This is a genomic window from Arthrobacter parietis, assembly GCF_039530425.1.
GTDB lineage: Bacteria > Actinomycetota > Actinomycetes > Actinomycetales > Micrococcaceae > Arthrobacter_D > Arthrobacter_D parietis.
Map to the genome: position 1 here is coordinate 414,135 of NZ_BAAAON010000002.1, position 25,193 is coordinate 439,327.

Annotated in this window: 18 protein-coding genes; 10 read left to right on the forward strand and 8 right to left on the reverse strand. The window is 64.0% G+C overall.

What is annotated here, in order from left to right:
• Positions 1–8 precede the first annotated feature (8 nt).
• From ABFX19_RS10140 to ABFX19_RS10155, 4 genes are read right to left on the reverse strand one after another with little or no spacing between them, the layout of a single operon-like run.
• Positions 9–1,133 (reverse strand): glycosyltransferase family 4 protein, encoded by a 1,125-nt coding sequence (locus ABFX19_RS10140; protein ID WP_277359482.1) that lies wholly within the window; start codon positions 1,131–1,133, stop codon positions 9–11.
• A complete protein-coding gene (locus ABFX19_RS10145; protein ID WP_404800755.1) occupies positions 1,130–2,011 on the reverse strand; it encodes an alpha/beta fold hydrolase in 882 nt (293 codons plus the stop codon). Before ABFX19_RS10145 ends, ABFX19_RS10140 begins: the two co-directional genes overlap by 4 nt.
• Before the next feature lies 1 nt (position 2,012).
• A complete protein-coding gene (locus ABFX19_RS10150; RefSeq protein ID WP_277359480.1) occupies positions 2,013–2,849 on the reverse strand; it encodes an aldo/keto reductase in 837 nt (278 codons plus the stop codon).
• A gap of 58 nt (positions 2,850–2,907) precedes the next feature.
• Positions 2,908–3,819 (reverse strand): sugar-binding transcriptional regulator, encoded by a 912-nt coding sequence (locus ABFX19_RS10155; protein WP_277359484.1) that lies wholly within the window; start codon positions 3,817–3,819, stop codon positions 2,908–2,910.
• Between the two features lie 211 nt (positions 3,820–4,030).
• On the opposite strand from ABFX19_RS10155, the gene ABFX19_RS10160 reads away from it, so the two are divergent.
• The 3 genes from ABFX19_RS10160 (at position 4,031) to glpK (ending at position 8,247) form a co-directional block, all read left to right on the forward strand.
• Positions 4,031–5,767, forward strand: coding sequence for a glycerol-3-phosphate dehydrogenase/oxidase (locus tag ABFX19_RS10160; protein WP_428831029.1), 1,737 nt, complete (start codon positions 4,031–4,033; stop codon positions 5,765–5,767).
• A gap of 137 nt (positions 5,768–5,904) precedes the next feature.
• A complete protein-coding gene (locus ABFX19_RS10165) occupies positions 5,905–6,651 on the forward strand; it encodes an MIP/aquaporin family protein (protein ID WP_277359479.1) in 747 nt (248 codons plus the stop codon).
• Between the two features lie 81 nt (positions 6,652–6,732).
• Complete coding sequence (gene glpK / locus ABFX19_RS10170) at positions 6,733–8,247, forward strand: glycerol kinase GlpK (protein WP_056549465.1); 1,515 nt, start codon at positions 6,733–6,735, stop codon at positions 8,245–8,247.
• A gap of 171 nt (positions 8,248–8,418) precedes the next feature.
• Here the strand turns inward: glpK and ABFX19_RS10175 are convergent, their stop codons facing one another.
• A complete protein-coding gene (locus ABFX19_RS10175; RefSeq protein WP_346028248.1) occupies positions 8,419–11,898 on the reverse strand; it encodes a bifunctional proline dehydrogenase/L-glutamate gamma-semialdehyde dehydrogenase in 3,480 nt (1,159 codons plus the stop codon).
• A 368-nt stretch (positions 11,899–12,266) separates the two neighbouring features.
• On the opposite strand from ABFX19_RS10175, the gene leuS reads away from it, so the two are divergent.
• The 5 genes from leuS (at position 12,267) to holA (ending at position 20,380) form a co-directional block, all read left to right on the forward strand.
• Positions 12,267–14,765 carry a leucine--tRNA ligase gene (leuS, locus tag ABFX19_RS10180; RefSeq protein ID WP_346028249.1) on the forward strand — a complete coding sequence of 833 codons (2,499 nt, stop codon included), beginning with the start codon at positions 12,267–12,269 and terminating at the stop codon, positions 14,763–14,765.
• Positions 14,766–14,788: 23 nt separating this feature from the next.
• Positions 14,789–15,712 carry a DegV family protein gene (locus ABFX19_RS10185; protein ID WP_346028250.1) on the forward strand — a complete coding sequence of 308 codons (924 nt, stop codon included), beginning with the start codon at positions 14,789–14,791 and terminating at the stop codon, positions 15,710–15,712.
• Between the two features lie 93 nt (positions 15,713–15,805).
• Complete coding sequence (locus ABFX19_RS10190; protein ID WP_346028251.1) at positions 15,806–16,735, forward strand: ComEA family DNA-binding protein; 930 nt, start codon at positions 15,806–15,808, stop codon at positions 16,733–16,735.
• On the forward strand, positions 16,736–19,315 hold the full coding sequence (locus tag ABFX19_RS10195; protein WP_346028252.1) for a ComEC/Rec2 family competence protein: 2,580 nt from the start codon (positions 16,736–16,738) through the stop codon (positions 19,313–19,315). It begins immediately after the preceding gene.
• 69 nt (positions 19,316–19,384) lie between these two features.
• Positions 19,385–20,380 carry a DNA polymerase III subunit delta gene (gene holA, locus ABFX19_RS10200; protein WP_346028253.1) on the forward strand — a complete coding sequence of 332 codons (996 nt, stop codon included), beginning with the start codon at positions 19,385–19,387 and terminating at the stop codon, positions 20,378–20,380.
• A gap of 96 nt (positions 20,381–20,476) precedes the next feature.
• Here holA and rpsT read toward each other — a convergent pair whose 3' ends face one another.
• On the reverse strand, positions 20,477–20,740 hold the full coding sequence (rpsT, locus tag ABFX19_RS10205; protein WP_056549477.1) for a 30S ribosomal protein S20: 264 nt from the start codon (positions 20,738–20,740) through the stop codon (positions 20,477–20,479).
• Between the two features lie 225 nt (positions 20,741–20,965).
• A complete protein-coding gene (locus ABFX19_RS10210) occupies positions 20,966–21,412 on the reverse strand; it encodes a type II toxin-antitoxin system PemK/MazF family toxin (protein ID WP_277357089.1) in 447 nt (148 codons plus the stop codon).
• 146 nt (positions 21,413–21,558) lie between these two features.
• Between ABFX19_RS10210 and lepA the strand changes: the two genes are divergently transcribed.
• Together lepA and hemW are read left to right on the forward strand one after the other, a co-directional pair.
• Positions 21,559–23,412, forward strand: coding sequence for a translation elongation factor 4 (gene lepA / locus ABFX19_RS10215; protein WP_346028416.1), 1,854 nt, complete (start codon positions 21,559–21,561; stop codon positions 23,410–23,412).
• A gap of 27 nt (positions 23,413–23,439) precedes the next feature.
• Positions 23,440–24,669 carry a radical SAM family heme chaperone HemW gene (hemW, locus tag ABFX19_RS10220; protein ID WP_277357090.1) on the forward strand — a complete coding sequence of 410 codons (1,230 nt, stop codon included), beginning with the start codon at positions 23,440–23,442 and terminating at the stop codon, positions 24,667–24,669.
• A gap of 4 nt (positions 24,670–24,673) precedes the next feature.
• Here the strand turns inward: hemW and ABFX19_RS10225 are convergent, their stop codons facing one another.
• Positions 24,674–25,105: a DUF4870 domain-containing protein gene (locus tag ABFX19_RS10225; RefSeq protein WP_056549484.1), complete on the reverse strand. Its 432-nt coding sequence runs from the start codon at positions 25,103–25,105 to the stop codon at positions 24,674–24,676.
• Positions 25,106–25,193: the final 88 nt, after the last annotated feature.

The following is a 25,193-nucleotide window of genomic DNA, read 5'->3' on the forward strand; positions in this document are numbered from 1 at the left end:
CCAGCCAGTCACCGCTGCCGAGCCCGTGAACGTCGTCGCCCACCGCCTGCGGGTTCGTCGTGGAGCCCTGCTGCTTCTTCAAGTGCGGCGAGGAGTGACTCAGCCGAGGTGTCCCAGGAATAGTTAAGGGCCTGTTCCCGACCGGCATCGGACGCGCTCTTCCAACGCAGCGGATCATCAAGCGCTCGGATGGCACTGGTGAACTCTTCGGGTGAATCCGGCTGCACGTACAACGCCGCTGTTCCTCCTACCTCGCGGAATATGGGCGTATCAGCAGCGACAACGGGGGTACCCACCGCCATGGCTTCGATGACGGGAAGTCCGTAACCCTCAGCCCGGGAGAGCGTCACGAGGGCAGTGGCAGAGCGCAGCAACTGATCGTAGTCCCGGTCGCTGACGCCATTGTGAAAGACCACTGTTGCTCCGGCGGGTACAAGCCTTTCGAGCTCCGCCCGCCGATCAGGCGTAATCCTGCTCAGCAGATGAAGCGTGTAGTCGGGCAGGCCTGCCATCCCGGCCAGCAGGGTCTCCACGTTCTTGTAGGGCATGAAGGATCCCATGTAGAGCAGCGACTTGTCCGGAGCCGGTTCCGGTGACCGCGGTACGGCACCTGATTGGGGGGCATTGCCAATTATCCGGATCGGGCGCCGCGTCAGCCGGTGCGTCTCCATCAGGGCACGGGTGGTCGCCGAGATGGTGGCAACGACGTCGGCCCGGTTCAGAAGCATCCGCTGCGGCCAGTAGGCCAGATGGTACAGCCGCCACAGAACCCGGACCGGTAGGGGCAGAAAGCCCGGCGGCGTGCGGTTCTGGTAGTAGATGAGATCGTGAAGCGTGAGCACCAGCGGGTAACGGCGCCCGAACGAGCCCATGGTCTGCATCGGGCAGAACACGGCGTCCGGCTCCAGGCGGTTGATGCGCCAGGAGACGAACAGTTCGGCGGGGGAGAGCGGGCTGTTGATCATCACGTGCGGAACGTCCGGTAGCAGGGCCAATTGCCGACGGTCATGAACCAACATGGTTACCTCGGCGTCCGGCCGATGTGCGAGCGCTTCAATGAGGCTGGCTCCATAGCGGCTGATGCCGTCGTGGTGGTCGGTGCGGGTGAACCTGGCATCGATCAGGATTTTCATCGGGTCCTCGACTCTACGAAATCGGCGATGTGGCCGGCCGCGGCATCAGGCGCTTCGTAATGGACGAGGTGACCCACCTCCGGAAGCACCACGAGTGTGGAGTCCGGCATCAGCGCCGCAAGCTCCTGCTGCGTCTGCACCGTCCCGAGGTCATCCCTCTCAGCGGCGATCAGGAGCACCGGAAGTTGCAATCGGCGGGCGCTGTCCCGGACAGTCGCGCTGATGGACGCTGTGAATGCCTGCAGGACAACCTCCCGGGAGGCAAACGCACTGAAATAGGCGCGGTGCTGCGCGTGAATCCACCGCCGCAGCGGGCGGTCCCGGGTTTTAGCCATCAGCTCGCTCATGGCACGCACGATGATGCGGTTGCGCAGCACTGCCTGTCCCGCCTGCTCGGGAAGAGCTGCGCCAAGGCGGTAGTACAGCTCCGCCAGGCGGGTGGCAATCCGACTGGACCCTTCGAGGGCTGGAGCGCTGATCGGGTTGATGAGGACCAACGCGCTGAAGGCGCCGGGAGCGTCTGCCGCGGCCCTGGCCGCGATGATGGACCCGAAGGAGTGACCCACCAGCACCGTCTGGGGACCGAGGGCAAGCCGGTCCATACTGCTCCGGACAAACGCAGCGTACGCCGCGACGTCGTGCGTCCCGTCCAGGGGCTCGGACTGACCGAAGCCCGGGAGGTCCGGCGCAAGAACGCGGTAGGCCGGAAGCGCTTCGATGATCCGCAGCAGTCCGTGGTGGTCGCCGCGGAATCCGTGCACCATGAAGATCGCAGGCGCGTCCGGCGCCGCTCCTTCCGGCGGAAAGTCCCAGAAACGCCGCAAGCCGCCGTTCACGTGAAGTGACCGCACCGTGGCAGCGCGATTCAATACCACCATCTCAGTTGACCAGGTCCGGATGGGAACCGACCCGGGTATCCGAGTCGAGCTGGGCGATGGCGGTCATATCCACCGTGTCGAGCGTGAAGTTGGAGAGCCGGAAATTTTCAGCAATCCGTTCCTGCGAACTGGCCTTTGCTACGGCCGCGCCGCCGGTTTGCAGATGCCAACGGAGAATGATCTGCGCCGGTGACCTGGAATGCTTGGCGGCAATGTGGGTGATGGTGGGGTTCGTGAGCAGGCTCCCGCGTCCGAGAGGACTCCACGCCTGTGTGAGGATGCCGTGCTCGGCATTGAAACTCCTCAGGTCCTGCTGCTGCAGGTAGGGATGAAGTTCGATTTGATTCACAGCAGGCACCACCTCCGTTCGGGAAAGAAGCTTTTCGAGGTGGTGTCGCTGAAAGTTGGATACCCCGATGGCACGAACCCTGCCCCGTGAGTAGAGCTCCTCGAGTGCCCGCCAGGTGTCGACATACTGGTCTTTGGCCGGGCACGGCCAATGGATCAGGTAGAGGTCGAGGTAGTCGAGGCCGGAACGCTTGAGGGAGTCCTCGAACGCGGCAAGTGTCGCTTGGTAGCCGTGATCCTCATTCCAGACCTTCGACGTCACAAAGACGTCGCCGCGCTCAACATGGCCGGCGTCGACGGCATCTCGCACGGCACGGCCCACTCCCTCCTCATTCCCGTACATGGCAGCGGTGTCCAGCAGCCGGTAGCCGGCTTCGAGCGCGAGGGTGCACAGCCCGTGGGCATCGTCCGCCGGTACCTTGTAGAGACCGTAACCCAGCCGGTCCATGACGACGCCGTTGGAGACCGATACCTTGCCGGAAGTATGCATGCCTCCGACTCTACCGAGGTGGGGCCGGGAGCGCGTCATGACCGGCGAGCCGGTCGAATCAGCCCTGGCGCACCAGCGCACGGGCTGAACGTTCATCCACAATGAGGTCGGTTGCCAGCCCGGCAGCGAGCGCGCCGCGTAGGCCGTTGATCTTCGTCTCACCGGACACCACACAGATGCGGCGACTGACCTGGCCGAGCATCCTGAGGTCAGGTCCCGTGCTGCGCTTGTTGAGGACAATGTCGCTGTAGGAGCCGTCAGCGCGGAAGAAGACGGTGGCAACATCACCGACTACCCGGTTCTCGCGAAGGATCCCGAGGTCTTCCTCATCGAGGTAGCCGCCCGCATAGACATGGCTGGGAATGCCCGCGCCGATTGACCCTACCCCGAAGATTGCCATGGTCATGCGCTCCTGTAGGTCGAGGATGCGCCTGACGCTGCGCTCGGCCCACATGGCCGTCTTGGTGTGGGCATGGTCGAAGAAGGCAGGAACCGGAAACTGTTCGACCCGTGCTCCATAGGCAGCGCCGAAGCGGCGGAGAATCTCACTCGCGTAGGTGATTCCGGTGGTCTGCGTGTTACCTGCGCCGTTCAACTGAACGATTGTGCTGTCATGCGTGACCTTACGTGTCAGGTGGTGGCTGACGGCACTGATAGTCGATCCCCAGGCCACACCGATGATCGCATTGGAGTCAACCAAAGGTCCCAGCGTCCGCGCTGCCTGGATGGCAACGCGGTCGAGCACATCAGAGTCGCTCACCAGGTCCGTCACGGGAACCACATGCGCTTCCACGTCGAAACGGTTGCGGATCTCACGTTCAAGAGCAGGTGCCCGGTCAAGGGGATTATTGATCTGAATCTGGACTAGCCCCGTTTCCCGCGCCATGGAGAGAAGCCTGGACACGGTGGAGCGGGACGTACGCAGCTCACGGGCTATCGCGTTCATGGTGAGGTCCTGCAGGTAGTACATCTGGGCGGCGCGGAGAGCGTCGCGGTTACGCGGCTGGGTGACGTCGGAATTTCGGGCATTTGCGCGGTCAGCGGCGTTCGGGGGAGCAGTGTTCACTGAATTCTCCGTAGGTGAGTGCACGTTTGTGCACTGTTGTTGACGAATATTCCCAATCCTCCAAAGAATAGGGGTCAGAACCGTATTGCACCACTAGTCAAGGAGCCAGCATCCCGTGAGGAACAGCACCGGGCCGACGACGCCGTCGGTCGAACAGAACCGTCCTTTACGGGATAGCGTCCAGCAGTTGAAGCAGGCGGGAAGGACCTCCGTACTCATCATCGGCGGCGGCATCAACGGGGTAGGTACGTTCCGCGATCTCTCGCTTCAGGGCATTGACGTCACGCTCATTGAACGCGGCGATTACTGCCAGGGCGCCTCGGGTGCCTCGTCCCACATGATCCATGGAGGCATTCGGTACCTCGAGAATGGTGAGTTCCGGCTGGTGCGTGAATCGGTTGTGGAGCGGAATGCCCTCTTGAAACTCGCACCCCACTACGTCAAGCCGCTCCAGACAACCATCCCGGTCTTCAGCACCTTTTCCGGTATCCTGGCCGCCCCGCTCCGGTTCCTTACCCACAGGCAGGGCGCACCCCGCGAGCGCGGCGCCGTTCTGATCAAGGCCGGGCTGACACTGTACGATGCGTTCTCGCGGGCAGGCGGTACCGTGCCCCGCCATAAGTTCATCGGGCGGAAAGCCTCCCTTGCTCAACTACCCAAATTGAGGCCGGATGTGAAGTACACGGCTACCTATTTCGATGCCTCCGTCCACAACCCCGAGCGGCTCACGCTCGACGTGCTCCAGGACGGACTGCGCGCCAACCCCCGGTCACGGGCCGTCAACTACGTCAGCGCGGTCGGCAGCAGTGACGAAGGCATCGTGCTCCGCGATGAGCTCAGCGGCGAGGTCTTTCCGGTTCAGGCCGACGTCGTCGTGAACGCGTCCGGGGCCTGGGTGGACGGAACCAACAGCGCTCTGGGTCAACCGAGCAGTTTCATGGGTGGAACCAAAGGCTCCCACATTGTGCTCGATCATCCGGAACTGCTGGCGGCCTGCGCCGGCCGGGAGATCTTCTTTGAACATTCGGACGGCCGGATCGTTCTGATCTACCCGATGGGGGACCGTGTGCTGGTCGGCACCACCGACATTGAAACGGACATGGATGCCGCGGCTGTCTGCACCGACGCCGAGATCGACTACTTCTTCGATCTGATCCACCATGTCTTCCCGACTGTTCGCGCCACCCGGGACAGCATCGTCTACACCTTCTCAGGTGTGCGCCCGCTGCCGCGCCACGACGACACCCAACCCGGCTTCGTTTCCCGGGACTACCGCATTGAACGGGGAACTACCGCCAACCGCCCCATGCTTAGCCTGGTGGGCGGCAAATGGACCACCTTCCGTGCGCTCTCGGAGCATCTCGCGGACGAGGTCCTCGGCCTGCTGCAGCGCAGCAGGACCGTTTCCACTGCAGCAATGCCGATCGGCGGCGGGATGGGATTCCCGCAGCAACCACGTGACATTGCTGCCTGGACCGAAGCCAATGGAGCAGGGCTGCCCGCGGAGCGCGTCCGGCTCCTGCTCGAGCGCTACGGCACGAGAGCCGCCGAGGTCGCTGCCTTTATCGTCGACGGCGAGGACCGCCCGCTGCAGACTACCCGGGAAGTCTCCACTCGTGAGCTCGAGTACATGGTGCTTCAAGAACAGGTACAGCACATCTCCGATGTCATCATCAGAAGGACCGCGCTGGCCTTCAACGGACTCGTCAGCGCAGAGCTGATTGACGAGATCGCCGACATTCTCGGGACCTACCTCGACTGGACTGCAGCCGAGCGAAAGGGCGAAATCGAAGACACCCGCCGATTGTTGCAGGAACAACACAAGGTGAGTGTGCATAGTTTGGTTGCATAGGTTACAAGCAACCTTCAGCAGCCCTCGGGTGGCTGAGAACCAACGGCAGCACTTGCCGGGGGGAGTAACGCGGTGCCGCGACCATCACGGTACCGGGGTCAATACGGCCCACAGTTGAATAAATGGAGGAGTCAAAGATGTCTCTGGAAGTATTCGTCGCCGAAACATTCGGCACGTTCATGCTGCTGTTGCTAGGTACAGGGGTCGTGGCCAACGTTGCGCTGGCCGGGACCAAGGGAAATAACGGCGGGTTCCTGATGGTCAACTTCGGTTGGGGCCTTGCGGTCTTCGCCGGTGTTTACGTCGCTGCGCTCTCGGGAGCGCACCTGAATTTCGCCGTCACTGTCGGCCTGTGGGCTAATGGCGACATCGCGGAGTTCGCTCCCGGCGTCGATAAGAACCTGGTCACCGCGCTTGCCTACTTTGCAGCGCAGATGCTCGGATCAATACTCGGTGCGGTGGGCTGCTGGCTGGCCTACAAGCAGCACTTCGATGCCGAACCGGATCCCGCAAACAAGCTCGGAGTGTTCTCCACAGGCCCAGCCATTCGTAACTACGGCTGGAACCTGGTCACTGAGATCATCGGCACTTTCGTTCTTGTCTTTGTCATTATCGCTTTCGCCGGTACGCCGTCGGGCCTCGGCCCGCTCGCGGTGGCTCTGCTTGTCGTCGGTATCGGCGCATCGCTCGGTGGACCCACCGGCTACGCCATCAACCCCAACCGCGACCTCGGTCCTCGCATTGCACACGCGTTCCTGCCGATTAAGGGCAAGGGAAGCGGCGACTGGAGCTACGCCTGGGTTCCGGTTGTCGGGCCGATCATCGGCGGTGTGCTTGGCGGCTTGATCGCCATGCTGGTCACCTTCCCGACTCCCGCAGCCTGAGCCACACCAGCCGGTGGCACAGATGATCCTGGGCCATCGCCGTCCGAATGAACCGAGAAGTACACTCAATGAGGAGAAGTAATGCCGCAGTACGTCATCGCTATTGACCAGGGAACCACCTCAAGCCGTGCAATCGTCTTCGACCACCAGGGGAACATCGTCTCCTCCGGCCAGAAGGAGCACGAGCAGATCTTCCCCAAGGCCGGCTGGGTGGAGCACAACCCGATTGAAATCTGGGACAACACCCGTGAGGTCATCGGCAACGCCCTCTCAAAAGCCAACCTGACCCGCCATGACATCGCCGCCGTCGGTATCACCAACCAGCGCGAGACCGCCGTTGTGTGGGACAAGAACACCGGCCAGCCGGTCTACAACGCGATTGTCTGGCAGGACACGCGCACCCAACCGATCGTCGACGAGCTTGCTGCTGATGGCGGTGTGGAGAGGTTCAAGCAGCAGGTCGGCCTGCCGCTGGCAACCTACTTCTCCGGAACGAAGATCAAGTGGATCCTCGACAACGTTGAGGGCGCCCGCGAGAAGGCTGAAGCCGGGGACCTCCTGTTCGGGAACACCGATTCCTGGGTGACCTGGAACCTTACGGGCGGTGCTGATGGCGGAGTGCACATCACCGACGTCACGAATGCCTCCCGCACCCTCTTCATGGATCTCGAAACGCTGAGCTGGGATTCCTCCATCCTGGAAACCTTCGGCGTTCCGGCCTCCATGATGCCGGAAATCCGGTCTTCCTCCGAGGTCTACGGCAACGTTCACAGCTCGCAGCTCCTCCGCGAGGTTCCCGTGGCGGGTATTCTCGGCGACCAGCAGGCTGCGACCTTCGGTCAGGCGGCGTTTGAGAAGGGCGGTGCCAAGAACACCTACGGCACCGGCAACTTCATGATCGTCAACACCGGTGAGGAGATCGTCCACTCGAAGAACGGCCTGCTGACGACAGTCTGCTACAAGCTCGGCGACGCCAAGCCTGTGTACGCACTCGAAGGTTCGATCGCCGTCACCGGCTCACTCATCCAGTGGCTCCGGGACAACCTCGGGATCATCAAGACCGCTCCCGAGGTGGAGCAGCTTGCGAAGTCGGTCGAGGACAACGGAGGCGTCTACATCGTTCCCGCTTTCTCCGGCCTCTTCGCACCGTACTGGCGCTCCGATGCCCGCGGTGCGATCGTGGGCCTCACCCGCTTTGTGAACAAGGGTCACATTGCCCGCGCTGCCCTGGAAGCAACCGCCTTCCAGACACGCGAGGTGCTTGACGCCGCCAACGCTGATTCCGGCGTCAACATGGAAGATCTCCGTGTCGACGGCGGCATGGTCGCCAATGACGCGCTGATGCAGTTCCAGGCCGACATCCTTGGTATTCCCGTGATCCGGCCGAAAGTCACGGAAACCACGGCACTCGGTGCCGCCTACGCCGCGGGCCTCGCCGTTGACTTCTGGAAGGACACGGACGAGCTGGCCTCGAACTGGTCCGAAGACAAGCGCTGGCTCCCGACGATGGACGACGCCGAGCGCGACCGTCAGTTGCGCAACTGGAAGAAGGCTGTCACCAAGACCTTCGACTGGGTGGATGAGGACGTTCAGTAGTTCTTCCTAGCACCAAAAAAAGCGGAGCGGACGTTTCTGTCCGCTCCGCTTTTTTGTGTCGGACGCTGGTAGGTGCCGCCGGAACCTACCGGTCCTTACCGCAAACGCAACGGGCGCCTGAGTTGGTCAGGCGCCCGTTGCGTTTGAGCGAGAGGAGTTTGGTTCGGGTGTTTAGCGGAGGACTTCTCCCGAGACGTTGTCCGGATTTCCGAAACGGTGCGCCGTGATTGTCACCGCCTGCTCACGCAGGAACGGCAACATCTCAATTCGGCCGGCCTCTGTGACGGGACCGCTGTAGATAGCGATGTCCGGATCGCCGTCAGTGGCTGCACACAGTTCCGAGTAGCCGCCGCCCACGAGACGCACCCGGCCCAGGCCCGCTGACGGGGCGGCAGCCAGCCACGCGGCGTCGTCCTCTACCCGGTGGGCGACATTGTGTGCTGACAGGACCGCCGTGAGGGCCGGTGCAAGCGGCTCCGGGGTCGATACCGACATGGTCGAGCCGCTGCGCAGACCTGCCGCTACCACCCGGACGAAGTCGCCGATAGTGCCGGCTTCGTTGAGCCGGACGGTCACCGGAGTCGGCAGGTACCGGAATTCGTTCCGTTCAACGCCAAGGGCCGACACATCTTCATGCGTTCCGAAGGTGCGCACCCAGTGACGCTGATCGTCGGCTGCGGAACGGGCAAGGAAGCCGCGGTTGCCGTCGGGGACTTCCGCCGCGTGCAGCAGCTGGCGGACCGGCCCGCTGAGCGGCGCGTGAACGTTACCCGGATGGAGCTCTTCGCGCTCCCAGCTGCCGAGGTGGATGAGGTAATTCGGTCCACCCGCCTTGGCGCCCGGTCCAACGGACGAGCGCTTCCACCCCCCGAACGGCTGGCGGCGAACGATCGCGCCGGTAATGCCGCGGTTGACGTAGAGGTTGCCCGCCTCCACTGATTCAAGCCACTGTGAGACTTCTTCGGGATTCAGGGTGTGTATTCCACCGGTCAGACCATAGGCGCTGGCGTTCTGCCACTCGATCGCCTGTTCAAGCGACTCAGCGTGCATGATGCCGAGCACCGGACCGAAGAATTCCGTCATATGGAAGTAGCTGCCGGGCTTGACCCCGGTGCGTACGCCTGGGCTCCAGAGCCGGCCGGTGTCATCAACCTGTTTCGGCTTGACCAACCACGATTCGCCTTCCCCGAGCGTAGTGAAAGCATCCTTGAGCTTGCCCGCGGCCGGCTCGATGATCGGACCCATCTCGGTCTCAGGGTCCTCGGGGTAGCCGACCTTCAGGGAAGCCACAGCATCAACCAGCTGATTGCGGAAACGCGCGGAGGTACCCGCCGATCCCACCAGAATGGCCAGCGACGCGGCGGAGCACTTCTGGCCGGCATGGCCGAAGGCAGACCGGACGATATCCGCAGCAGCGAGGTCGAGGTCGGAGCTTGGCGTCACAATGAGGGAGTTCTTGCCGCTGGTCTCTGCAAGCAGCGGAAGATCGTTCCGCCAGGACCGGAACAACTTCGCGGTGTCGTAGGCACCGGTGAGAATGACCCGGTCCACCTCGGGGTGGGAGAGCAGATGTTGCCCGACCGGCCCTTCTGCGACGTCAGCGAACACCAGTACGTCGCGGGGAATACCGGCCTCCCACAGCGCCTCGACCATGACAGCCGCGCACCGCTTGGCCTGGGGCGCAGGCTTGAGAATGACGGCGCTCCCGGCAGCCAGCGGAGCGAGCGCGGAACCGGCGGCAATGGCCACGGGGAAATTCCACGGCGGGGTAGCCACGGTCAACGCTGCAGGGACAAACCGGGCCCCCTCAACGGTGTCGAGTTCTTCAGCGAGCAGCGCGTAGTAATTGGCAAAGTCGATTGCCTCTGAAATTTCCGGGTCTGACTCGGCGATGGTCTTACCTGTCTCGCTCGCCGAAACTTCCACGAGGTCCCCCCGGCTGAGAGCGAGTTGGGCCGCTGCCCTCCGCAGCACTTCCGCCCGCTCTGCTCCCGACTTCGACGCCCACTCGCGCTGTGCCATGCGCGCCGATCGGATGACGGTGTCGACGTCGTCGTTGGTTTCCAGCTGGGACGCCTCCACGAGCGCGACGCCCAGGGTGGAACCGGGGACACGGCTGAGAACCTCGTTGGCCCACTCCCGGATGCCGGGCAGGGACGGGTCCGAATCGGACTGGTTCCGGAACTCGCCGGGCCCGGTTGCGGTGAAGCGGTCCGGCTCCTGTGAACGGTTCGGTTGAGGCACCGTAGGTTCGAGTTCGGTGAGCGATGCGAGGAAGCGTTGCTTCTCACGCTCGAACAGCTCCTCGTTCTTCGTGAGCTCGAAAACGGCGCTCATGAAGTTTTCCTGGCTCGCGTTCTCCTCAAGACGGCGAATGAGGTAGCTGATCGCCACATCGAACTGCGCCGGCTTCACCACCGGGGTGTAGAGAAGCAACGAGCCAACGTCCTTGCGCACCTCTGCGGCCTGGTCTTCAGCCATGCCGAGCAGCATCTCGAACTCGATCCGGTCCTCGACCCCGCGGGCAACGGAAAGCGTGCGGGCGAGCGCAATATCGAACAGGTTGTGCCCGGCAACCCCGAGGCGAACAGCGTCCGCATTTTCGGGGCGCAGTGCCCAGTCCAGGCAGCGCTTGTAGTTGGTGTCTGTGGCTTGCTTGCTCGGCAGCGTGGCCGGCTCCCAACCGTGGACGGCGGCATCCACGAGCTCCATGGCGAGGTTGGCGCCCTTGACCAGGCGGACCTTGATGGCGGACCCACCGGCGGCACGCCGCTCCTGCGCCCACGAGGTCAGGTCCTGCAGTGCACCGAGCGCGTCCGGCAAATACGCCTGCAGGACAATCCCGGACTCAAGGTTCCGCAGATCTGGAGTTTCGAGAATGCGTTTGAAGACCGCGACGGTGAGATCAAGGTCGTGGTATTCCTCCATGTCCAGATTGATGAACTTCGGAGCCGGGGATGAGGCTGCCAGCCGGTATAGCGGCAGCAGCCGCTCAGTGACCCGCTCGACCGTGCCTTCGAAGTCCCAGAGGTTGAGGGTGCTGACCACAGACGAGACCTTGATGGAGACGTAGTCGACGTCGTCGCGCGCCAGGAGGTCACGGGTGCCGCTGAGCCGAGCGTCAGCTTCCTTGTCGCCGAGGACGGCTTCGCCCAGGAGGTTGATGTTCAGGCGCACGCCCTCGCCGCGCAGGGCGGCAATTGACTTGCCGAGGTGCGAGGGACGGGCATCAACGATGAGGTGGCCGACCATCTCCCGCAGCACACGCTGTGCCACCGGAACGACGACGCGCGGCAGGACCGGGGCCATGACCCCTCCCAGCCTGACGGCGCCCTTCATGTACCAGGGCAGGAACGACGGCGTCTTCCGGGCCAATTGGGCAAGGTTCCGTGCTGCAACGGCAGGGTCTTCCGGCCGGATCACCCGGTCCACGAAACCGATCGTGAAGTCGAGGCCGTTCTGGTCCTTGAGGACTTCAGCGAGGAGTTGCGCGGACTTCGATCCGCGTGTGCTGCCTGCCGGAGCCGTTCCGGTGGTGCGCTGGGCGTCACCACCGGATGTGCCCTGGTGCAGCCAACGCCGCACCAGGGCAACCGCATCATCGCCGAGGGTCTGAGGCGATGGATCTGCGGTGGGAATGGTTTGTGTCATTGTTCTCGTCTACCTAACGACGACGGGCCAGAATGCCTGCAGAACAGTCCACCTCCTGCGGTGGCTGGCCGATCAGCCGCGGGCGCATTCCGCCTCGGCATGCTGGGTGCGATAACAGAAAGTTGCGCCCAATGGAAATATGGTAACTCCTGAAGAACACTGCCGGGGCCAAACTGCGCTAAGGTGGAAGAATGTTCGCGCATCTGCTCCTTATCTAGCCGCGCATTCGAGCGCGGCCGCCCCTCCTGTGTTGAGGGGCTTTTGTGTGTCCGGGGCCTGCCATGAACCCTGGGCACCCATTCGGAGCGGTGAAGCGATGGTGGATGGAGAAGACGGTCACCAGTGGTCAACAGACAGGGCAAGAAACAGTGAGCATAAATCCCACGGTGGAAGAGCCGGACGCCGGTACGTACAGTTTCGCTGACATCGAGGCGAAGTGGCTTCCTGTGTGGGAACAGCTTGACACCTTCACACCGGTCGATGACGGCAGTAGGGAACGCCGCTATGTGCTGGACATGTTCCCCTACCCCTCCGGGGACCTTCACATGGGGCACGCGGAGGCCTTCGCGATGGGTGACGTCGTTGCCCGCTACTGGCGGCAACTCGGTTACGACGTCCTGCACCCGATCGGCTGGGATTCCTTTGGGCTCCCCGCGGAGAATGCCGCCATCAAACACAACGCGCACCCGAGCGAGTGGACCTACGCGAACATCGACACCCAGGCGGCGTCCTTCAAGCGCTACGCGATCAGCGCCGACTGGTCCCGGCGCCTCCAGACCTCGGATCCCGAGTATTACCGCTGGACCCAGTGGCTGTTCCTGCGCTTCTTTGAAAAAGGGCTCGCCTACCGCAAGGATCATCCGGTCAACTGGTGCCCGAAGGACCAGACCGTGCTCGCGAATGAACAGGTTGTCAATGGTGCGTGCGAGCGCTGCGGGAGTCCCGTTACAAAGAAGAGCCTGAACCAGTGGTACTTCCGCATCACTGACTACGCAGACCGGCTGCTTGAAGACATGGAACCGCTGGCGGGACACTGGCCGGAACGTGTGCTGGCGATGCAGCGGAACTGGATCGGCCGGTCGGAGGGCGCGCACGTCACCTTCACGATCGAGGCCGACGGCACCCTGCCGGCTACCGATGTCGCCGTCTTCACCACGAGGCCGGACACGCTCCACGGTGCCACGTTCTTCGTTGTAGCCGCAGACGCGGATCTCGCCGCGGACCTGGTGACCCCCGAGCATGCTGCCGCACTGTCCGATTACAGGGCGAGCGTCAACACGCTCAGCGACATCGAGCGCCAGTCCACCGAACGCGAGAAGACCGGCGTCTTCACCGGACGCTACGCAGTAAACCCGTTGAATGGGGAGAAGCTGCCGGTGTGGGCCGCCGACTATGTGCTCGCGGACTACGGCACCGGTGCAATCATGGCCGTTCCTGCACACGATCAGCGTGACCTCGACTTCGCGCGGGCCTTCGATCTGCCCGTGCGCATGGTGGTGGACACCGGGGAGGAGGATCCGGCGGTCTCCGGCAAGGCGACCACGGGGGAGGGGACGCTGGTCAACTCCGGCGAACTGAACGGGCTTCCCAAGGATGCCGCGATCCAGCGGGCCATCGAACTGGTCGCCGCCCAGGGTACCGGCGAGCGCACGGTCAATTATCGGCTGCGGGACTGGCTGCTCTCACGTCAGCGCTTCTGGGGAACGCCCATCCCGATCATCCACTGCGGTGCATGCGGCGAGGTTCCCGTCCCGGATGAGCAGCTTCCGGTACGCCTGCCCAGCGACCTGCGCGGAGAAGACCTGGCACCGAAAGGCACGTCGCCGCTCGCAGCAGCGACGGACTGGGTCAACGTCCAGTGCCCACAGTGTTCGGGACCGGCTACCCGGGATACGGACACCATGGACACCTTCGTCGACTCGTCCTGGTACTTCCTGCGCTTCGCCGATCCGCACGCCACCGACGTGCCGTTCGACTCCGCAAAGGTCAATGAGTGGCTGCCGGTCGGCCAGTATGTCGGCGGGGTGGAGCACGCCATCCTCCACCTGCTCTACAGCCGGTTCTTCACCAAGGTCCTGTTCGACCTCGGGCTGGTCAACTTCACGGAGCCTTTCTCTGCCCTGCTCAACCAGGGCCAGGTGCTCAACGGCGGCAAGGCAATGAGCAAGTCGCTGGGCAACGGTGTGAATCTTGGTGAGCAGCTCGACCGCTATGGCGTGGACGCCATCCGCCTCACAATGGTCTTTGCCTCCCCACCGGAAGACGACGTGGATTGGGCGGATGTTTCGCCGTCGGGCTCTGCAAAGTTCCTCGCCCGCGCGTGGCGCCTCGGCGCCGATGTGACGTCCGAGCGCGACTCCGATGCCGCATCCGGGGATCGCGCGCTGCGTTCGGTCACCCACCGCACCCTTGCCGAGGCTGGTGACCTGCTGAAGAACAACAAGTTCAATGTGGTCGTCGCCAAGGTCATGGAACTGGTGAACGCTACCCGCAAGGCGATCGATTCAGGAGCGGGCGGTGCAGACCCTGCTGTCCGTGAAGCAGCTGAGGTCACGGCGATCATCCTCAGTCTCTTCGCTCCGTACACCGCGGAGGATCTCTGGGAACGCCTGGGCCACCCCGCGTCAGTGGCGGCTGCCGGTTGGCCCGCTGTGGATCACTCACTGCTGGTTCAGGACACTGTGACGGCTATCGTCCAGGTTCAGGGCAAGGTACGGGACCGCCTCGAAGTGTCGGCGGACATCACCGAGGATGCGCTTCGTGAGCTCGCCCTCGATTCCCCGCAGGTCCAGCGAACGCTGGACGGCAGGAACATCCGGACGGTAATTGTCCGGGCGCCGAAACTGGTCAACATCGTTCCGGCCTGACCGGCCGGCGAGGAGATTTCGCCGTGGCATGGTTTGACCGCCGTGCAGGCCGCGCCGCCGTCGGTAGAGAACCGGCGGCGGAACCGACGACGGCGGTCGTCACCGATTCCGCCGCCGCCTTCCCGCCGGCATGGGTCATGGGAGGCGGTCCTGCGGAAAACGTCGCTGTCGTGCCCATGCCGGTCATCATCTCGGGCCGCCATTATGGTGAAGGGGCTGACAACCTGCTCGAGCCGCTCGCAGTGGCTCTCGCGGAAGGGGCGGAGGTGCGCACGTCGCGTCCGTCGCCGGGCCACTTCCAGAGCGTTTACCGGAGGCTGGAGCGCGAAGGCGCCAAGGAGATTGTCTCGATCCACCTGTCGGGCAGATTGTCCGGAACGGTCGACGCCGCTCGCTGGGCTGCGCGCACTGTGTCCATCCCGGTGCATGTGGTTGATAGCGGTACCGTCGGCATGGCTCAGGGGTGCGGGGTTGCGGCGGCGGCTCTTGCGCTGCGCGCCGGAGCGACCGCCTCAGAGGCCGCGGACCGTGCCGCGGTCCTGTGCGCCGGAACAAGCGTCTTGTTTTACGTTCCCAGCCTTGAACAGCTGCGGCGCGGTGGACGGATCGGGGCTGCCGCCGGCTTTTTCGGCGCATTGCTCGCGGTAAAGCCCCTTCTGGTTGTGCGGGACGGAGCGATCGAACCACTCGAAAAGGTGCGCACTGCGGCACGAGCCCGACAGCGCCTTGAGGAACTGGTGAGGGAGGACCTTCACCGGCGCCCATCGGGCAGCGTCGCCGCATACCATTACTTCGGCAACAGGTCGCAGGCCGAGGTTGCCGCTGAGCGGGCGCCGGACGGTGCCGATGCCGTGTTGACCCCGCTACCGGCCGTCCTGGCTGCGCACACCGGTCTCGGTGTCCTTGCGGTGGCGCTGTCCGACCCGCTCCTGACGCAACGCGTCTGATCCTGCACTCCACACAGGCTCCGCTGCGGGTGGGTTGTACACATAGCGACCGGCGGGGCCGCTTGGCAAAGCGTATGTTCCTACGCTGATGCCATGGCAAGGCACCGCTGGGCAACGGGGGAGCGCGTGTCCAGCCCGGACCGGCTGGACCGTGTCCTCAACCTGAATCGCGCGCAGACGGTCGCAGAAGCGGAGCCCGTTCCAGGAGCCGGGCAGAACCCGGTAGAAGTTCGGGCAGCAACTGACGGAGGCCGGGACCATGCAGCACCGGACGGTACTGGCCGATTCCGCCAGCCGGGCGCTGAAGAACCTGCCACGCCCAGCGAGGATCGCCGGCGCCCGCACCGGCGATGGGTGGCTACGCGCCGGGCCGCGCTGGTGGCGGCGGGCTGCACCCTGGTTGTCGGCGGCTGGCAGTTCGTCAATACCGACAGCAAGCCCGCCGAGGTGGTGCCGATCAGGCCGCAGGCTTCCGGCACAGCTGACCCGACGGCCGGCTCGGAGGCTTCTGCGGATGCCTCGGAGGCCGTGCCCGTCGAGGAAACGCAGGAAGCCGGTTCATCCGTACAGGGTTCAGGCTCCGCCCACGCAGATACCGTTCTGGTCCATGTTGCAGGAGCTGTGCAGGCACCCGGAGTAGTGGAGCTCGCTGCCGGGTCCCGCGTTTTCGAGGTCCTGGACAAGGCGGGTGGCGCGCTGCCTGAAGCGGAGCTGTCAGCGGTCAATCTGGCAGCCGTGGTGCAGGACGGACAGCAGATCCTGATTCCCCGTACCGGGGAGCCCCTGCAGCCACCCGCCGGCGCGTCCGCACCGAAGCAGGGGGCGCAGGACGTGCTGGTGAACCTGAACACCGCCGATGTTCCGGAACTCGAGGAACTTCCCAGGGTGGGGCCGGTCCTGGCCGAGCGCATTGTCGAATGGCGGACCCAGCACGGTCCCTTTGCACGTCCCGAAGACCTCGACGCTGTGCCGGGCATCGGCCCCGCGATGCTCGAATCACTTGTGCCGCTGGTGACCGTCTGAATGACATCGGCAAGGGCAGGGCGGTGGGAGCATCTGGTGCGGGCCGCCGCTGGGGCGCGGTCACCAACCGGTGTGCCGGGGGACCGGCGCGGGGACCGGTCAGCCGGTCCGCGCGCGCGCCGTGAAGCACGCAGGCGGAAGGAACCGGCTGCAACCCAAGCAAGTCCGGCACGGGACCTCAGGCTGCTTCCGGGAGCGCTCGCGGCCTGGGGAGCAGCAGCGTTCGCTACCCGTTTGGAGGCGCAGGATGCACTGGTATTGGGCGGGCTGCTGGCCCTTGTAACCATCGGTTGCGCCGTCGTCGTCGTGAGAAGCGGGAGACATTTACCCGTAGCGCAGGTGCTGCTCGTCTTCCTGGGCGCGGCAGCGATGGTGTGCCTTGCCGCTGCCTCACACCAGTATCAGCGCTCCTCCCCTTCGCTCTCCGCCGCAATATCAGACGAGGCGCATTTGACCGTGAAGCTACGTGCAGTATCGGACCCCCGCGAGGCGTCGACAGCTGCGCCGGACGGTACTGCCCGCTGGATCCTCGAAGCGGAGCTTCTGGAAGGAACGTTCAACGGGTCGAGGTTCACGGCCAGCACGCCGGTTATGGTGATCGGTAGTACGGAATGGAGCGCAGTAGCGCACGGTGACGTCGTGCGTTCGGCTGGGCGGCCGCTCGCGACCGAGCCGGGCGCACGTGCAGGAGCACTGCTGATTGCAACAACGGCACCGGCGCTGATGGCGGACGAGCCACCAGGAGGAGTGCTGGTCGAGCGGCTGCGAAACCGTTTCCTCACGCTGTCATCCGCTACCTCCGTTCCCGACGACGGCTTGATGCCCGGGATGGTCATCGGCGCGCGGTCCGCCGTCGGGCAGGATCTGGTGGAGACCATGAAGGCAACGGGCCTGACCCACCTGACAGCTGTTTCGGGCGCGAACTGCAGTTATGTGCTGGCGTTTGTGTTCCTTCTCTGTCGCGGGTGTCGACTGCCGCGGTGGGCTGCCGCCACGGCGGGAGTGGTTGCCCTCGTCGGATTTGTGCTGCTGGTGCGGCCTGAGCCGAGCGTTCTCAGGGCCGCCGTCATGGGCGCCATCGGAGTGCTGGCCGTCCTGACCGGCCGCGGGCGGCTGTCCCTGACCCTTCTGTTTCTGTCCATAGCCGCACTTCTGGCCGCAGATCCTTGGCTTGGTGTCGAGTACGCGTTCGTCCTGTCCGTCGCCGCCACCTCAGGCCTGGTGCTCGCCGGCCCTGTCCTGGCCGCCCGCCTGTCCTCGGTACTTCCGGTGTGGGCGGCACAGTTGGTCGCAGTTCCGCTTGCCGCCCAGCTGTTCTGCTCACCCATCCTTGCCCTCATCCAGCCGAACCTGCCGACCTATTCCTTGCCCGCCAATATTGCGGCTGCTCCGCTCGTTCCCTTCATCACCATCACCGGGATGGTGGCCGTTGTTCTGGTGGCTCTCGCTCCCTGGGCGGCGGCGCCGTTCGCCGCTACAGCAGGGTGGGCAGCGGTCGGCGTCGCAGAAATCGCACGGTTCTTCGCCGCGGCCCCGCTCGCCGCCATTCCCTGGCCCGGGGGATGGGGAGGTGCGGTCCTGACGGCCCTCATCAGCGGCGTCGTCCTGGTGGCTGTGGTCTGGGGGCCCGCGTTGGTCCGAGTCATCCGAACGGCGCATTCCGTGATGCTCGCGCCGGAGCAGGTGCCGGCAGGAGAGTCGGGACTGAAGAGTGCGCTGATGCGCATGTCAATCTGGGTCTCCGTCGGCTGCGTGCTCGGCGTTGTCGCCGTCTGGGTCTGGACTGGCGCGGTCGGGCGGAATTCCGCGGACTGGACCGTTGCGGCATGCGACGTCGGTCAGGGGGACGGGCTGGCTGTCAGGACCGGCCCGGACAGCGCGCTCGTGTTTGATGCCGGCCCTGATCCGGGTCCGATGGACGCCTGTCTTGATCGTCTCGGCGTCAACACAGTCGACGTGCTGGTGCTGACCCATCTGCACGAGGATCATTTCGGCGGAATAGCCGGGGTGTTCCAGGACCGAACTGTGGGCCGCGTGCTCTACTCCACATCCGAAGACTCCCTGCCCGACGTCGTGACTGAGATCACCTCAAAAGCCGGCATAGAAGCGGAGTCGGCTTCTGCCGGACTTGCAGGCAGGTTAGCCAACGTTTCCTGGTCGGTACTGTGGCCGGGACCCGGACCTCCCGCAGATTCAGAGAACAACGCTTCCGCAGTAGTCCTCGTAACGGTGGAGGGCGCCGCGGGGGGACCCGGGCTCACGATCCTTCTCACGGGAGACCTTGAGGAGGACGCCGCTGCACGTTTCCTTGCAGGACATGCGCACCTTGCTGCCTCCGGAGTGGACATCCTCAAGGTTGCGCACCATGGCGCCCGCAATGGCGGGGCTGAAATCATCAACGCGGTCTCGCCGAAGCTTGCGCTCATATCAGCCGGACGGGAAAACGATTACGGACACCCGCATCCGGAAATACTCGACGCCCTCGAGACGGCGGGCGTACACGTCGCCCGTACCGACCTGCGCGGCACCATCCTGCTCACGCTCCGGGGCAATGGCATACACCTGGACTCGTCGCGATGAGTTGGATGCACCGCGTCCCCGTGGCAAAGTTGAGCCAGCCCATCCCTCCATTGATCAGGAGCCGCATCCGTGTCCCCAAACCCCGCAGCATCGGTGACTGTGAGCTGGCGCGAGGTCACGCCAGCGCCCGTCATCCTGCTGCTCGGTCCGGAGGAGTACCTCGCCGGCCGTAGTTTCGAGGCCGTCCGCCACCGAATGCGGGAAACGGAACCGGATGCCGAGACAGTCCGGCTTGATGCCGCCCACTATGAACCCGGATCCCTGATCATGCTGGGAAGCCCTTCATTGTTCGGCGGTACGCAGATCATCGAAGCGCGCGGGTTGGCACAGATGAACGATGCGTTTCTCCAGGATGCCCTGCAATACATCCCGCAGCCGGCCCCGGACGTGGTGCTCGTGATGCACCACGCAGGCGGCACGCGGGGCAAGAAACTCCTAGATGCGCTGAAAGCGCAGAAGGCCGTTCTGGTTGAGTGCCAGCCCCTGAAGAAGGATTCGGACAAGGCTGACTTCGTTACAGCGGAATTCCGCACCGCACGACGGCGCATCGAACCGGACGCGGTGCGTGCCCTGGTGGCCGCCGTGGGATCGAGCCTGTCCGAGCTTGCGGCGGCGTGCCACCAGCTCGCTTCGGATTCCGAAGGCGCAGTCTCCGCTGAGCTGGTGGAGAAGTACTACGGGGGGCGGGTAGAAGTCACAGGCTTCAAGGTGGCAGACGCCGCGCTCGCAGGCCGCGGCGGACAGGCACTGACCATGCTTCGTCATGCCCTCTCAACCGGCGCGGATCCCGTGCCGCTCGTCGCTGCGCTCGCAATGAAGCTGCGCGGAGTGGCGAAAGTCTATGGGGTCAGGGGCAACTCCGCTCAGCTTGCCAAGGAACTCGGCATGGCGCCCTGGCAGGTTGACCAGGCCCGCCGCGAAGCCCAGCGGTGGACCCCGGATGGCCTGAATCACTGCATCCAGGTCCTTGCCGAAGCTGACGCCCAGGTCAAGGGTGAGGCGAGGGACCCCGTGTACGCGGTTGAGCGGGCTGTGACAGCCATCGCATTGGGCGGGTCCCGCTAGCTTGGGATTTGGACTGAGCATCCTTCTGGGTTAAACAGCAGTGGCCGGCCCGAAGGCCGGCCACTGCGCTGGTGAAGCTGTGTAACTGAAGGGCAATCAGCCGAGGTTGTTGACCCTCTTGGCGATGCCCGACTTGCGGTTGGCCGCATTGTTCTTGTGCAGAACACCCTTGCTTACGGCCTTGTCGAGCTTGCGGTTGGCCACTGCAAGCGCAGCCACTGCCTTGTCCTTGTCGGTAGACTCCACAGCGGTGGTTACGGCGCGGATGGCGGTCTTCAGCTCGGACTTGACCGAGTTGTTGCGCTGGCGGGCCTTCTCGTTCGTGAGAATGCGCTTCTTTTGGGACTTGATATTTGCCACGTATTTAAGACTCTCTTTGTATTGCGGACTGGTCTGAGGGATTTCGGTGCGGCCATTGACTGAGCGGCGTGGGGATACCGGGCGGCCGAGCCGAAGTGCCCGTCGACCTGCGCGGACACACAGCTATACAGGCTACCAGAACGGGCGCGGCTTCGCGCTCCGGGCGCGTCCGGAGGATCCGCGCAGCTACATCAAGGCGCGCTCGTCCAGCAAGGGCCGCTCGTTTCAGGAACGTTCCTCATACCGGGACATGACGCGGTTGAAAAGCAGACGGTCCAACGTCGCGCCGATCCGACGCACGGCTCCGGGGTCGATCGTCAGGAGGCGTTTCACATAGACCTCGCTGGGCCGGCCTCGGCGGTCCCAGGACCCGCTACCTATGTCCACATAATCGTCGTGCCGGCTCCGGGCATTATTGCGGTCCCGGGAGGTGAGCATGAGTGCGAGCAGCGAGCTGCCATCCCTGCCGATAATCAGCACGGGTCGGTCCTTGCCCTGGCTCGGATCGTCCTCGTACGGCACCCAGGTCCATACAATTTCGCCGGGGTCGGCAGTGCTTCCCGGCTCCGGCGCATAGGCCTCTGGAGTGTTGCGCTGCGTGGCGGGGCGGGAAGCGATCGACTTCAGTGCCGCCTTGGCAAGACGGAACAGTGACTGTCCTAGTGAGGTCATCCGGCCAGCGTACCGGCCAGATTGCGGGCTCGAGACGTCCCCATGGGACAATGGAGACTGTACTTTCCGCGCGGGCTGCAGCCCCGGCGTCGTCGTCGTTCTTCCGCGGATTTTCCAAACTGTCCCACAAAGTAAGAGGTACGTCAGTGTCACCCATGGCCCGCACAGCTCCGGTGCCCGCTGCCACGGATCCCGCGATCATCAGAAATTTCTGCATCATCGCCCATATCGACCATGGCAAGTCCACCCTTGCGGACCGGATGCTCCAGCTCACCGGTGTGGTGGAGCAGCGGGATATGAAGGCCCAGTACCTGGACCGCATGGACATCGAGCGTGAACGCGGGATCACCATCAAGTCGCAGGCGGTCCGCCTGCCCTGGGAACTCGACGGCGTCAGCTACGCGCTGAACATGATCGACACTCCCGGCCACGTCGATTTCACCTACGAGGTTTCGCGGTCCCTTGCGGCATGCGAGGGCGCGATTCTCCTCGTGGACGCCGCGCAGGGGATCGAAGCGCAGACGCTCGCCAACCTGTACCTAGCCATGGAGAACGACCTCACGATCATTCCGGTGCTCAACAAGATCGACCTCCCGGCCGCGCAGCCCGAGAAGTACGCAGCGGAGTTGGCGAACCTGATCGGCGGCGACCCCGAGGACGTACTGCTGGTCTCGGGAAAGACGGGCGTCGGTGTGGAGGCACTGCTGGACAAGATCGTGAGGGACCTTCCGTCGCCGGTCGGGGATGCGAATGCGCCGGCCCGTGCAATGATTTTCGATTCCGTCTATGACACCTACCGCGGCGTTGTCACCTATGTCCGTGTGGTCGATGGCCACCTGAGCCCGCGTGAGCGCATCCAGATGATGTCCACCCGCGCCAGTCATGAACTGCTTGAGATTGGTGTCAGCTCGCCGGAGCCTACGCCGTCCAAAGGTCTTGGCGTGGGTGAAGTAGGTTACCTCATCACCGGGGTCAAGGATGTCCGGCAGTCCAAAGTCGGTGACACGGTCACCAATCTCGCGAAGCCGGCTGCGGCGTCGCTGAGCGGGTATGCGGATGCCAAACCGATGGTCTTCTCGGGGCTGTACCCACTCGACGGCGCAGACTATCCGGTGCTTCGTGATGCCCTGGAAAAGCTGATGCTCAATGATGCCGCGCTGATCTATGAGCCGGAGACCTCCGCGGCCCTGGGGTTCGGTTTCCGCGTGGGCTTCCTCGGCCTGCTGCATCTGGAAATCACCCGGGAACGCCTCGAGCGTGAATACAACCTGAGCCTGATCTCCACAGCACCCAACGTCGAGTATGAGGTGACGCTCGAGGACAAGAACGTCGTCCATGTCACCAATCCCAGCGAGTACCCCGTGGGCAAGATCGCTGCAGTTCGCGAACCAATGGTTTCCGCGACCATCCTTGCACCCAATGAATTCGTCGGCGCCATCATGGAACTGTGCCAGAGCCGGCGCGGCGTGATGGGCGGAATGGACTATCTTTCCGAGGACCGCGTGGAGATCCGGTACCGGCTTCCACTGGCGGAGATCGTCTTCGACTTCTTCGACATCCTCAAATCGAGGACCCGCGGGTATGGGTCCCTCGATTGGAAGGCCGACGGTGATCAGGTGGCGGATCTGGTCAAGGTGGACATCATGCTCCAGGGGGAACAGGTGGATGCCTTTTCCGCGATCACCCACCGCGACAAAGCCTATGCGTACGGTGTGATGATGACGGGTAAACTGCGCGAGTTGATTCCGCGGCAGCAGTTCGAGGTGCCGATCCAGGCGGCCATCGGGTCACGGATCATTGCGCGGGAGAGTATCCGGGCCATCCGCAAAGATGTCCTTGCCAAGTGCTACGGCGGTGATATCACCCGGAAGCGAAAGCTGCTGGAGAAGCAGAAGGAAGGCAAGAAGCGGATGAAGATGGTGGGACGCGTCGAAGTGCCCCAGGAAGCGTTCATTGCCGCCCTGTCGTCGGATGAATCGAAGGACAAAGCCAAGAAGTGACGACGGCGCCTATCAGGGAACGCAGCATTGCCTAGTACTTTGCCCCTCGGTGAGCCTGCACCGGCCGACGGGCGGCTGCCTCCATCAGCTGTTGCCGGTTCACGGGACCGTGCTTTCGGACTCTACGTCCACATCCCCTTCTGTGCGGTCCGTTGCGGGTACTGCGACTTCAATACCTACACGGCTGCTGAGTTGGGTGGGGGAGCGTCGCAGGCCAGTTATGCACTCACGGTCGAGCGGGAGCTCGAATTCGCCGCGGGAGCGCTTGCGCAATCCGGCATTGCGCAGCGCGCGCTGAGCACGGTGTTTTTCGGTGGCGGCACGCCCACGCTGCTTCCGTCGCAGGATCTTGCACGGGTTCTGCAGACGGCGAAAAACGTATGGGGCCTCGCACCCGGGGCCGAGGTGACAACGGAAGCCAATCCGGATTCGGTGACCCCTGAATCACTGGCGGAACTGGCCCGGGCAGGCTTCACGAGGGTGTCCTTCGGCATGCAGTCCGCAGTACCGCATGTCCTCGCCGTGCTCGACCGCACGCACGCTCCGGAGCGGGTCCCCCTGGCGGTTGAATGGGCACGCGCTGCCGGTTTGAAGGTCAGTCTCGACCTGATCTACGGAACACCCGGTGAGGAGTTGTCGGACTGGGAGAGCTCCCTCGAAGCGGCGCTCGCCCTGGAACCGGATCATCTGTCTGCGTACGCGCTGATCATCGAAGACGGCACCGCCCTGGCCCGGCGGATCCGCCGCGGTGAGGTGCCGATGGTCGACGACGACGACCACGCGGACAAGTACGAAATTGCTGAGAACATGCTTCGTGGGGCCGGAATGTCCTGGTATGAGGTAAGTAACTGGGCCCGCACTGGCGAGGATCAGTGCCGCCACAACATTGCGTACTGGAAAGGCCACGACTGGTGGGGAGCCGGTCCGGGCGCCCATTCCCACATGGGCGGCACACGGTGGTGGAATGTCAAGCATCCCGCCGCCTATGCGCAGCGCCTGGACACCGGCGCATCGCCCGCGGCCGGCAGAGAAGTACTGGACGAAACGGCTCGCTACGTCGAGGACGTTCTCCTACGCTCACGGTTGGCCGAGGGGTATCCGGTGGCTGACCTCCAGCCGGAGGGACGTCACGCGGTGGCCGGGTTGATCGCGGACGGGTTGATAGAGCCGGCGGATGCTTTCAAAGGTGTTGTGCGCCTCAGCGGACGGGGACGGCTGCTCGCTGACGCCGTCGTCCGGCGGTTGTTGCCGAACTGAGCGGCTAGTGGAAAATCCTCAGGTTGAAGGGGTAGCGGTACGGCTTGCCCCGGTTGACGTGGATACCGGCCGCAACGGAGAACGCTGCCAGCATCACCCAGATGAGCGCATTGAGGACGGCGAAGATCCCGCCGATCCCGGGTATCAGGGACAGCAGCAGGCAGATCCCGGCAATGATGCTTGGCGGGAAAGTGAAGTTGAACGCTTCCTTCGATTCCTGCTCGGTGAAGGCGCCCCGGTCGCGGAAGATCAGAAAAATGATCAGCGACGGCACAAACCCCAGGATGCCGAGGAAGTGGGACAGCGTTGCCCATTGACGGTCTTCCGACGGACTCAGCGGTGGCGCACTGGAACTGGCACCCTGGAACGCGGGATCAGAGTCCCGGGGCGCCGGTCGTGACTGGGCGTCACCGTGCCGGTCTGCGCTGTTAGGCAACGGTACTTCCTTCGGGCTGTTCGGACTTCACCGCTCACACAAGCGGAACTTACTTCCTCAAGGGTACTTGGTGTACCGGCCGGGCGCA